Here is a 12,253-nt window from a genome sequence, read left to right as displayed (position 1 = left end):
TATGAAAAATAAAATTTTAACGCTTATAAGTATTACACTTTGCTCATTCTGTTTTTCTCAGAACAATAGTGTACAAATAGATTTTACCACTCAAAAGTTTATTGGAGATAAAAGTGAATTAAGCCGAGAAAAATACTTTGCAATGCACGCTTCATACAATGACGGTGCTTTGGCAGACGACCCCAATTATTTATTTAACGATTTAGGTATTAAATTTGGAAGAACATTTGCTGGACCAGGGCCTTTTTCTAAATATAAAAAAGGAGATTTATCTGTAAATAATGCTACTAAATTAGCCTTAGCAAATGCACAGAGGTTTAAAAAAGCACCTTTATTTGCTACACAAAAAACAACAGATTTAATTATTACAAACCACCCTAGAGATGCTTATAAACTAGGAATGGATTTTGAAAAAGCCGCTACTTTTAACGTAGCATATATTAAAAAAGCATACCCAGTAATGCCTAAATATTATGAGGTTATGAATGAGCCTTTTGTACACGCAAAAGATTTTGTAGATAGTTATGATAAGACTCCTAAAGTAATTTCAGAAATGTCTGAATTTCATAAAATAGTAGCAGATAAAGTACACGCAGAAATTCCTAATATTATGGTTGGTGGTTATAGTGCTGCTTGGCCAGAATATGACAAAAATAACTTTGCTATTTGGAACACCAGAATGAAGGTTTTTATGGATACCGCTGGAGAAAGTATGCAATTTTTTGCTACCCATATTTATGATGGCAGAAATGTAGAAGGCGACTTTAATTATAGGTCTGGTAGTAATTCTGAAGCTATTTTAGATTTAATTGAGTCTTATAGTTACCAAAAATGGGGTGTTGTAAAACCTCATCTTATATCGGAGTATGGTTACACTGCAAAAGGTTTACAAGGACAACCTTATTCTGCTGCACTAAATGGTATTTGTTTAACATCATACAACAACATATTAATGTCTTTGTTAGACAAACCAGACAGGTTGCTAAAAGCTGTACCATTTATTACTGGCAAAGCAACGTGGTTTTATAAAGATAGTAGAAACCCAAATGGTCATCCTTACCCTTGGGTATTACTACGCAAAGGAAAAAATGGAGCGTACAAATACACGCATCTAAGAAAATTTTGGCAGCTTTGGAAAGGTGTACAAGGCAAACGTATTTATGCAACATCTAACAATCCAGACATACAAGTACACGCGTTTGCAAATAAAAACAAAGGGTATGTTGCTTTAAACAATTTAACTGGTGATGCACAAACTATTAATATAGACTACCTAAACACTAGCAACCAATTGGTAAACAACTTAACTATAAAAAGGTCTTACAATAATAAAAATGGTATTCCTAAGCTTGTTTTTTTTACCAATGAAAAAGCTGTAAAAGAACTAACTTTAAAACCTGGTGAAACTATTATTTTAGATTATGACCTGGCAGATTATACGTTTTCTAATGTTATAAAAGAAAACAACTATTATACAAAAACTTGCTTACAAGAAATAAAAGCTAATGCTCCTATTACTTTTACTGTTAACAATGTAATTTCTACTAATAAAGGAAATGCTACTTTAAAAATGGGACTTGGTAGAGCTCATAATTTATCTAAAAAACCTATTGTTAAAGTAAATGGTATTAAAGTCACTGTACCTAACAATTGGGCTGGGTATGACCAAGCCGGTAGAGAGCAATTTTTTGGTGTAATACCAATACCTTTAACTGTAAGTAATATTAAAAACGGAGCAAACACCGTAGTGCTCACTTTTCCTGATTCTGGAGGTTATGTAAGTTCTATTATTTTAAATACAGAAAACTTAAAAAAATAATTATGTTTAGGCACTACAAAACTTATTTTATAGGTGTTATATGTTTGGCGTTATTAGTTGGCTGTGAGTCTAAAAAACAAACTACAATAGCTAAAAAAAATACCAAACCAAATGTAATTTTAGTAATTACAGATGACCAAGGTTATGGAGATGTAGGCGCTCTAGGAAATACAGTTATAAAAACACCTAATATAGATAAGTTGTATTCTGAAAGTTACCACCTAACTAATTTTCATGTTAGTCCTACTTGCGCTCCTACCCGCGCCGCTTTAATGACGGGTAGGTACGCAAATAGTACAGGTGTTTGGCACACTGTTGGTGGTTGGTCTTTACTTAGAGAGCAAGAAAAAACTTTGGGTAATATGTTTGAGGAAGCAGGCTACTCTACAGCTGCCTTTGGCAAATGGCATTTGGGAGACAACTATCCGTTTAGACCGCAGGATAAAGGTTTTCATGAAACAGTAATGCACGGTGGTGGTGGTGTACAACAAACTCCAGATTATTGGAACAACACCTATTTTAACGACACCTATTTTCATAACGGAAAACCAGAAAAATACAATGGCTATTGCACAGACGTTTTTTTTACAGAAGCCATAAATTTTATTCAAAAAAGCAAGGACAAGCCCTTTTTCTGTTACATAGCACCTAATGCACCACACGGTCCTTACAATGTTCCTAAAGCGTATTACAATTTGTATAAGGATTTAAACGATACCATTTTAGCAGATACACAAAAGCGTTTTTATGGAATGATTACTAATATTGATGACAATTTTGGAAAGCTTAGAAAAAAACTTACGGAACTAAAAATAGCGGACAATACCATTTTAATTTTTATGACAGATAATGGCACATCTGCTGGTTATTATAATAAAAAAGGTAAAGTTACGGGCTACAACGCAGGTATGCGCGGAACCAAAGGTAGCCAATATGACGGCGGACATAGAGTGCCATTTTTTATACATTGGAAAGATGGTAAAATTAATACCGCTAAAGATATACATACACTTGCTGCACAAATAGATATTTTACCAACATTGGCTGAGTTATGCAACATAAAATTACCTAAAAACCATTTAGATATAGACGGACAAAGTTTGGTTGCTGTATTAAACGGAAAAGACTCTTTAAACAATAGACTTTTAATTACCGACTCTCAACGTGTTCAAAACCCAGAAAAATGGAAAAGCTCTGCTGTAATGCAAAACAATTGGCGTTTAATTAACGGTAAAGAACTGTATGATATTAGCACAGATGTAGGGCAGCGAAACAATATTGCAGCTACCAATAAAGAAAAGGTAGCAGAAATGAGAAGCTTTTACAATAACTGGTGGACACAAGTATCTAAAGACTTTAATAAAGAAATTTACTTTAAAATAGGTTCTAGTAAAGAAAACCCTATTACACTAACTGCACATGATATACACGGCAAAGAAACTATGCAACCCTGGAACCAAATACAAATTAGGCAAGGTAAAATTGGTGCTGGTTACTGGAGTGTAAATATTTTAGAAGATGGTAATTACCAAGTTGCTTTAAGGAGGTATCCTATAGAGTCTAACTTACCTATTAACTCTACTACCCCAGCAATAACAACTTCAGAACTGGTAGGTTTAGAAAAAGATATTCCTGAGGGGAAAAGCTTAAATTATAGTAGAGCTTCTATACAGTTTAAGCATCAAATAGTTTCAGAAATTGATGTAAAAGAGAATGATTTATCAGCAAACTTCAATATCAATTTAAAAGCAGGTAAAACTAAATTATATGCAAATTTTATTTCTGATAAAGGAGAAAAGAACGTGGCTTACTACGTGTACATTAAAAAGTTATAAAATGAAAAAATTACTTTTTGTATTTCTAATATGCACTGCTTTTTGCAAAGCTCAAGATAAACCAAATATTGTATTTATACTTACAGATGACCAATCTTATGATTTGCTTGGTTGTACAGGAAATACAATTGTAAAAACTCCAAATATAGATAAACTAGCAGATAATGGTATATTATTTACTAATGCACACGTTACAAGTGCTATATGTACGCCAAGCAGAATTTCCATTTTATTGAGTCAGTATGAGCGTAAACACGGTGTAAATTTTAATTCTGGCACTAGTGTTTCTAATGCTGCTTGGCAAAACTCATATCCTGTTGTTATGCGTAATAATGGGTATTACACAGGCTGGATTGGCAAAAACCACGCTCCTATTGGCAAAGGTGGTTACCATAGCGGATTAATGGAAAAAAGCTTTGATTATTGGTATGCAGGACACGGACATTTAGGGTTTTACCCAAAAGACAATCACGCTATTTTTAATGATGCTATAGCTTTTACACAACCCGAAATTATTAATGAAGCAGTAAATGATTTTTTAGACCCTAATGCACGTAAACTAAAAGGTGCATTACACTTTTTAGAAAATAGACCAACAGACAAACCTTTTATGCTTTCTGTAAACTTTAATTTACCACACGGAGCAGGTACAAAGTCTATGAAATTAAAAGATAGTGATGATGATATGTACAAAACCTTATACAGAGATATAGCTATTCCGTTACCTGATAATTATATTCCAAAAAAAGACATTACCACACCTAAATTACCTGCTAGTATATTGCATACAGAAGATAGGCAAACTGGTTACAATTATGTAGATACACCCGATACAATTAAAGAGCGTTACATAAGAGAGCTACAAGCAATGACTGGTATAGATAGACTAATTGGCAACCTACTACAAAAATTAAAAGCTCTTAAGTTAGATAAAAATACCATTATAATATTTACATCAGACCATGGGCTTTTTAGTGGGCAACAAGGTCTTGGCGGCAAAGCTCTTTGTTATGAGCAAACTACACACGTACCCATAATAGTGTACAACCCAAAAGCCAAAAAAAAACTAAAAGGGATTAAGAGTAATGCTTTAGTACAATCTATAGATATTGCCCCTACTATGCTTGCTATGGCAAGGATATCTATCCCAAATACCTATCAAGGAAAAAATATAAGTAGTCTTATTAATGGCTCTAAAACTGAGGTTAGAGAATATGTTTTTACAGAAAATTTATGGTCTACACATTTTGGAAATCCTAGATGCGAGTCTGTGCAAACAAAAAATTGGAAATACATTAGGTACTACAAAAACAACAATTTTTCTGCAGCTAAAGAAATAGCATATGCAAAAGAATTTAACATTCCTGTAAATGAAATGTTGTATAAAATGCATGATCCTGGTATTGCTGTATATAGAAATTATATAGAGGCTCCTTTACTAGGAGAACAACCAGTTTATGAAGAATTGTACAATTTAAAAGATGATGCTTCAGAGTTACATAATCTAATTCACAAGCCAGCTTATAAATCAATTTTAGACAACCTTAAAAAACAGTGGAAAATAGAAATAACTGCCGCTAGAGGCACAAAAAAGGCTGAAGTTTACAGGTATACAAATGACGCTTACCCAAATGCAAAACACTAACATTAACTAATAAAACACTATTAAACATTGGTAATTATGACTAAAACATTTAAAATTATATTCATCTTTTTAATGATTTCTATTTTGGCTTGTAGTAATTCTGATAATGATGAAGCTGATGCAACTACTAATGAAGAAGAAATTAAAAATCAGGAAGAAGAAAATGAAGTAGACTCCACTAAACCTACTTTTTTAGAAAATGAAGATCCTAAACCATCTGAAAAAAAATGGGTTAAAGTAGAAGAACTTTCTGATGAATTTGATGGTGATGAATTAGACACAAACAAATGGAACCCTACTCCAAAATTTATTTGGAATGGTCAAGACAGAGGATGGTACGGATCTAGCAGATCACTTTTTGAAGCAGATAACGTAAGTACAGGTAATGGTTTTTTAAGAATAGAAGGTGAAAAGTTTAATAGCCCCAAATATTCTCCTAAAGACAATAACAGTGAGGCTCCGCAACGTAGATATGGTGGAGCTTATGTGTACGGAAAAACTTTAGCCGAGCCTGGTTACTACATAGAAGCCCGTATGAAAGCAAGTAAAACAGCTATGTCTGCTGCTTTTTGGCTTAAGTCTGAGACAAAACCGTGTACCGATAATTTTAACGATGGTGAAAACCTAGAAATTGATATACAGGAATGTGTGGGCATATTTACAGGAGAATTAGGTGATGAATGGACTAATGATGACTGGGCGGTAAATTCTGAATGGGATAAAATTTTTCATTACAACACGCACAGACACAATAGCCCTTGTAACAATATTGGAGAAAGACAAACTAAAGGAGGTAAAACAAATTTTGATAAAAAAAATGCTGATGAATTTCATATTTATGCAGCATATTGGCATGCAGATGGTAGTAAAGTTGACTTTTATATTGATGGTGCCCTAGAAAAATCTGTTACCCCAGTAATTCCTTTTAAAGGAGCTCTACGCTTAATTATGTCTAGTAATTTTTATGATTGGATTGAGGAAATAAATGCAAAAGAAATGGGATTTGAAAATCCTTTAGAAGAAAGGTATACAAGGTTTGATTGGGTAAGGGTATGGAAGCTTGAAGAGCTATAAAATTTAAACTATTATAGAAGCTTCTTCTTTTAAAAAAAACTAGTTTGTGATTTAATAAAAAACTCTAAAAAAGATATCATAAACTATAAAAACGGTACTGTTTAGTTAAAATCTAGTTGCCTTAACACATATCAGTTAAAACTAAAAATCATTTATGGTAGTATTATAGTAGTTTATTTCCCTCAATATATTTCTCTTAAACTAATTTTATCTACTAATTAAGAAATTAAACTGTTGATGAGAAAATATTTAATATATCTTTTATTTTACGTACTAAGCACACTTAGTACTTTTTCACAAACAAATATATTATTTATAGAGTCTGATGACCAAAGCAACCAAGCCATTGGAGCATATGGCAATACGTTTATGGTTACGCCAAATTTAGACAAGCTAGCAGAAGAAGGCACTTCCTTTACTGCTGCATATAATATGGGTTGCTGGTCACCAGCAGTTTGTATTCCTAGTAGAACTATGCTTATGTATGGTAAGTACTTATGGAAATCACAAAAAATAAACAAACAAAATGCTCCCAAATCATTTCCAGAAAAACTACATAATAACGGCTACCACACCTATATAACTGGTAAATGGCACGCAATGGGTAAAAGTGTAAAAAACATTTTTGATGAAACAGGTACTATACAACCAGGACAATTAAAAACGTACAACTCCCCAGCCGGACATATTACAGATATTACTGCTAATGAGGCTATAAACTTCATAAAAAACTACAGCAGTAAAAAACCCTTTTTTGCATATGTTGCGTTTAACGCTCCACATGTTCCTAGGCAAACTACACAAAATTACTACGATTTATACCCGGTAGACAAGGTTAAATTACCTCCTAGTGTTGTAGATAATACACCACTAAACACCAATGTTAAATACCAATACACAAATAACCCCTTAAGTGCAAAAACAATGCAAAAACGTGTACAGCAAAATAATGCAATGGTAACACATATGGACACACGTATAGGAGATATTATTAATACATTAAAAGAAAAAGGAATATATAATAATACTATTATTGTTTTTACATCTGACCACGGAATTAACTTTGGTGAAAATGGAGTTGCCGGAAAAGTATGTTTGTATGAACCTAGCGTTACTGCTCCTCTAATAATAAAAGCCCCAACTGTAAAACAAAACAATAAAATAACAGCTCGTGTTTACTTGCAAGATGTTGTACCCACCTTATTTAGTTTATTAAAAATTAAAGATAAAGAAGCTACAGACTTTAAAAGTTTAATGCCATTACTTATAAATTCTAAAAAAACTAGAGAGTCTATTTACCTAGCTATGTTTAATGACCAAAGAAGCATTATTCATAAAAATAATAAATTGATATTATACCCTAAAACCGGCACTATTGAAATGTATAACTTAAAAAAAGATCCATGGGAGACTAACAATATTAGCGCTATAAAAAGGAACCAAAAAACTATTAAAGACCTACTAACCAGGCTTAAAAAATGGCAAATTAAAACTGATGACGAAACAGATTTAAGCATATTTTATAACCAGTACAATTAATAATATTTTTTGCGTACAGATTATAATAAGTTATACTTCTATGAATAAAAAATACGAAGCTATTTTAAAACTACTGCTGTAATAATCCTGTTTTATCATAAAAACATAACTAAGTAATATAAAACCATTTATGGTAGTATTCTACTAGTTTATTTCTCTTAAACATTTAATAGGTTACTACTTTTATTTTTAAACTATAAATAAAAATGAAACATTTTTTTTTGCTTTTTTATATAAGCTTTAGCGTATCTGTATTTGCTAATGATTATAATATTATGGATTACGGTGCCAAAGCTAATGGCAAAACCTTAGACACAAAAGCCGTACAAAAAACAATTGATTTATGCTCTAAACAGGGTGGAGGAAAAGTTGTAATTCCTGCAGGAAAAACTGTACTTATTGGCACTATATATTTAAAAGATAATGTAACACTTTATCTAGAAAATGGCTCTATTCTTTTAGGCAGTCCTGATTACAAAGACTACGCAACAAATACACATAAAAACACCTATAAAAATGAACCTCATATGGATAGGTGTTTAATTTTTGCAAAAGAAGCAAACTCCTTTTCTATAGAAGGTAACGGCACAATTAATGGCAATGGGTTTCCTAAGAATTTCACAAAAGCTAAAGGAGGTAGACCAATGATGTTGCGCTTTCTTAATTGTAATAATATTAAAATTAAAAATGTTACCCTTATAAATTCTGCTTCTTGGACTTCTGCTTGGTTATATTGTAATGAAATTGTTGTAGACGGTATTAAAATTATAAGTAGAGTTAACCAAAACGGAGATGGTTTAGATTTTGATGGTTGTACTAACGTACGTGTTTCTAATTCTTCTTTTAATACTAGTGACGACTCTATTTGCTTGCAAACATCTAGACCAGATAAGCCTTGTAAAAACATTGTAATTAACAATTGTGTATTTACCAGCAAATGGGCAGCTATGCGTATTGGACTAGCTTCTAGGGGAGATTTTGAATCCGTTACTGTAAGCAACTCTACATTTCATGATATACAAGATTCTGGACTAAAAATACAAATGAATGAAGGTGGTGAAATGAAAAATATGATTTTTTCTAACATTGTTATGAAAAACGTTCCTAGACCAATTTTTATGACTTTTTGCCAACAAAGAGCAGGTGTAGACTCACCTTTAAAAATGCTTCCTATGAAAGCTATGCACTCTTTCGCTTTTAATAATATTGTTATAGATAACAGAGAACTAGACAAAAATTCTGTTATTTTTTTAACTGGTATGCCTAAAAACTACATAACAGACATACAGCTAAATAATATACAAATGACGGTTTCTGGTGGTGGAAATACAACAGATGCTAACAAAAAAAATATAAAAGAATACACTTTAGAAACACTAGGTAATTGGTGGCCAGAATTTAGGCTGGTTGGTACATTACCCGCCTCTGGAATTTATGCCAGACATGTAAATGGTTTGTTTATTAATAACTTTTATTTAAATACTGTTTTAGATGATAAAAGACCTCCTATTGTTTTAAATGACGTTCTTAATTTTTATGGTAATTCTATTTTTTTAAACCGAAAGAAACTAACTGTTAACAACCATTAGTATGAAACATAAAACCTATATACTATTACTATTGCTATGTTTTTGCTCTTACGGTAAAGCACAACAACCTAATATTGTTTGGATTGTTTCTGAAGATAACTCTAAACACTATTTAAAGTTATTTAACAAGCACGGTGTAACTACTCCTAACATAGAAAAACTAGCTAAAAAAGGAATTACTTTTACCAATGCTTTTTCTAATGCTGCTGTTTGTAGTGCTGCAAGATCTAGTATTATTACAGGTGTTTACGGACCAAAATTGGCATCGCACTACCACAGGTCCGAAAAAAAAATTGTGCTACCAAATACAGTAAAGATGTTTCCTGTGTATTTACAAAAAGCAGGTTACTATACCGCCAATAATGCAAAAGAAGACTATAATATTGTTAAAAACAAAGACGTTTGGGACGATTCTTCTAGAAAAGCAAGCTGGAAAAACAGAGCTAATAATCAACCTTTTTTTTATGTACACAACTTAGGTACAACCCACGAAGGAAGTTTACATTTTTCTGAAGAAGAAATGAACTCTCACAAAACCAAAACTAATGTGCAATCTGTTTTTGTACAACCAAACCACCCAAATACAAAACTATTTAAGTACACCAATGCATTTTACCGAGACAAAATTATGGCAATGGATAAAGAGGTAGGTGCTGTTATTAATGCTTTAGAAAAAGACAAGCTGTTAAGCAATACCATTATTTTTTATTACGGAGACCACGGTGGTGTTTTGCCTAACAGTAAAGGGTATTTAAAAGAAACAGGATTACAGGTTCCTTTGGTTGTTTATATACCAGAAAAATATAAAAAAATGTCTCCTTTTACTATTGGTACTTCAACTAACACATTTGTTAGTTTTATAGATTTTAGTGCTACAGTTTTAAATTTAGCAGGTGTTACAATTCCTAAATCTATAGATGGTTCTGCTTTTTTGGGTGAATCAGTAAAACAAAAAACCATTAACAACAATTCTACTTTTGGTTACGCAGATAGGTTTGATGAAAAGTATGATATGGTTAGAAGCATTAGAGAAAATAACCTAAAGTACATTAGAAATTTTCAGCCTTTTAACATAGATGCTTTAATGAACAACTACAGGTACAAACAACTTGCCTACAAACAATGGAGCACGCTAAACCTACAAAACAAACTTAACCCTATACAGTCTAGTTTTTTTAAGCCCAAAATGGTAGAAGAATTGTATGATGTAAAAAAAGACCCTTATGAAACCAATAACTTGGCTAAAAATGCTGCTTACAAGCATAAAATAATAGCTTTTAGGCAAAAGATGAATACTTGGCAAAAAGCTATGCCAGATCTATCATTTTATCCAGAGCATATACTAGTGGAGCAAGCTTTTAAAAATCCGTTAGCTTATGGTAAAAAACATCAAAAAAAAATAAATAAGTACATTAAAATAGCCAATCTACAGCTTATACCATTTAAAGAGGCTAAAACAAAACTTAAAAAACATTTACTATCTAAAGATAAAACAGCACGTTATTGGGCGTTAATAACAAGTACAAGTTTTGGTAGCAAAGCAACTAGTTTATCAGACCTAATTAAAAATATAATGCTTACAGATACAGATATTGTAAATAAAATGAGAGCTGCAGAGTTTTTGGCTATAGCTGAAAAAAAAGATACTTCTAAAAATTTAATTCAGCTTTTATATCAATCTAAAAAACCAAAAGAAGCACTTTTAATACTTAATAGCATTGTACTACAAAAAGATTTTTACCAGAAATATACGTTTACTATTAACCAAAGTAAACTACATACTACTGTTAAAAATAATATGCTAATACAAGAGCGTTTAAAGTACTTACAAAACCAAATATAAAACCTTAAACTAACTAAAATGAAATCTATTTTACACGTAACTAAAAAAATTACACTACTTATTATTTTTATAAGTGTTGGACAATCTTTTGCTCAAAAAGCTCCGTTTTTTAAAGATGGACAAGATCCAAAACCTAACCATAAAAAATGGAAATTGGTAAAAAATATGTCTGATGAATTTAAAGGCAAAAAAGTAAATGAGAGTAAATGGCAAATATCTGGACAAGGATGGATTGGGCGTGCTCCAGGATTATTTTTGGCAGAAAATATTAAAGTTAAAGATGGTAGCTTACAAATTACAACCACTTTATTAGATAAGCCCGTTACTAAAAATGGTAAAGTGTACACCCATGGCGGTGGTTATGTTGGCTCTAGAAACGCAATGAAATACGGGTATTACGAGTGTAAAATGAAAGCCAACAAAACCTTTATGTCTTCTACCTTTTGGCTAATAAATGAATCTAGAGAACAAAATGGATGTAATAAAAGAGTTACAGAACTAGATATACAAGAAACTGTTGGGCAAATTGTTAATAAGGCAGAATGGATGAAGTATTTTGATGAATCTATGAACTCTAACACACATAGTAGAAATATTCCTGAAGGCTGTGATTTTGAAAAAGGCTCTGTTAAATCTAAAGGAAAACTTGATACTAAAACTTATGAAGATTTTCATGTGTATGGTGTTTGGTGGAAATCTAAAGATGAAATTTTGTTTTTTATGGATGGTAATTTTGTATCTAAAGTAAAACCTGCAGCAGACTTTAATATAGAAATGTATTTAAGAATGGTTGTAGAAACGTATAACTGGAATCCGGTTCCTGAAGATGGCGGAATGAACGGTTCTAAAGAAGAAAGAACTACTACTTATAACTGGGTAAGAACTTGGAAATTAATTGATACTAAATAA

8 protein-coding genes are annotated in these 12,253 nt (G+C 31.8%); all 8 read left to right on the top strand.

All coding sequences use genetic code 11. The features are described from left to right. Position 1 precedes the first annotated feature (1 nt). The 8 genes from KLA_RS08775 to KLA_RS08740 all read left to right on the top strand — a co-directional run bounded on the left by KLA_RS08775 (position 2) and on the right by KLA_RS08740 (position 12,253). Positions 2–1,819 carry a hypothetical protein gene (locus tag KLA_RS08775; RefSeq protein WP_034645195.1) on the top strand — a complete coding sequence of 606 codons (1,818 nt, stop codon included), beginning with the start codon at positions 2–4 and terminating at the stop codon, positions 1,817–1,819. A 2-nt stretch (positions 1,820–1,821) separates the two neighbouring features. Beyond that, on the top strand, positions 1,822–3,654 hold the full coding sequence (locus KLA_RS08770) for an arylsulfatase (RefSeq protein WP_034645142.1): 1,833 nt from the start codon (positions 1,822–1,824) through the stop codon (positions 3,652–3,654). 1 nt (position 3,655) lies between these two features. Then, positions 3,656–5,299, top strand: a complete 1,644-nt coding sequence (locus tag KLA_RS08765) for a sulfatase-like hydrolase/transferase (protein WP_034645140.1) — start codon at positions 3,656–3,658, stop codon at positions 5,297–5,299. A 36-nt stretch (positions 5,300–5,335) separates the two neighbouring features. Continuing rightward, the gene (locus tag KLA_RS08760) at positions 5,336–6,373 is read left to right on the top strand and encodes a family 16 glycosylhydrolase (RefSeq protein ID WP_034645136.1); all 1,038 of its coding nucleotides are present in this window, start codon (positions 5,336–5,338) and stop codon (positions 6,371–6,373) included. Between the two features lie 237 nt (positions 6,374–6,610). Next, positions 6,611–7,912, top strand: coding sequence for a sulfatase-like hydrolase/transferase (locus KLA_RS08755; protein ID WP_034645133.1), 1,302 nt, complete (start codon positions 6,611–6,613; stop codon positions 7,910–7,912). Between the two features lie 206 nt (positions 7,913–8,118). Next, a complete protein-coding gene (locus KLA_RS08750) occupies positions 8,119–9,501 on the top strand; it encodes a glycoside hydrolase family 28 protein (RefSeq protein WP_034645131.1) in 1,383 nt (460 codons plus the stop codon). 1 nt (position 9,502) lies between these two features. Next, positions 9,503–11,344, top strand: coding sequence for a sulfatase-like hydrolase/transferase (locus KLA_RS08745; protein ID WP_013620018.1), 1,842 nt, complete (start codon positions 9,503–9,505; stop codon positions 11,342–11,344). A gap of 18 nt (positions 11,345–11,362) precedes the next feature. After that, complete coding sequence (locus KLA_RS08740; protein ID WP_013620019.1) at positions 11,363–12,253, top strand: family 16 glycosylhydrolase; 891 nt, start codon at positions 11,363–11,365, stop codon at positions 12,251–12,253.

The organism is Cellulophaga geojensis KL-A (assembly GCF_000568425.1).
GTDB classification, from domain to species: Bacteria; Bacteroidota; Bacteroidia; order Flavobacteriales; family Flavobacteriaceae; genus Cellulophaga; species Cellulophaga lytica.
This window is presented reverse-complemented; position numbering and strand designations above follow the sequence as displayed.

Excerpts from the sequence above, each read along its gene's own strand:
- KLA_RS08770 (WP_034645142.1), top strand. The coding sequence starts at position 1,822 with ATGTTTAGGCACTACAAAACTTATTTTATAGGTGTTATATGTTTGGCG.
- KLA_RS08755 (WP_034645133.1), top strand. The coding sequence starts at position 6,611 with ATGAGAAAATATTTAATATATCTTTTATTTTACGTACTAAGCACACTT.
- KLA_RS08775 (WP_034645195.1), top strand. The coding sequence starts at position 2 with ATGAAAAATAAAATTTTAACGCTTATAAGTATTACACTTTGCTCATTC.
- KLA_RS08740 (WP_013620019.1), top strand. The coding sequence starts at position 11,363 with ATGAAATCTATTTTACACGTAACTAAAAAAATTACACTACTTATTATT.
- KLA_RS08745 (WP_013620018.1), top strand. The coding sequence starts at position 9,503 with ATGAAACATAAAACCTATATACTATTACTATTGCTATGTTTTTGCTCT.
- KLA_RS08750 (WP_034645131.1), top strand. The coding sequence starts at position 8,119 with ATGAAACATTTTTTTTTGCTTTTTTATATAAGCTTTAGCGTATCTGTA.
- KLA_RS08765 (WP_034645140.1), top strand. The coding sequence starts at position 3,656 with ATGAAAAAATTACTTTTTGTATTTCTAATATGCACTGCTTTTTGCAAA.
- KLA_RS08760 (WP_034645136.1), top strand. The coding sequence starts at position 5,336 with ATGACTAAAACATTTAAAATTATATTCATCTTTTTAATGATTTCTATT.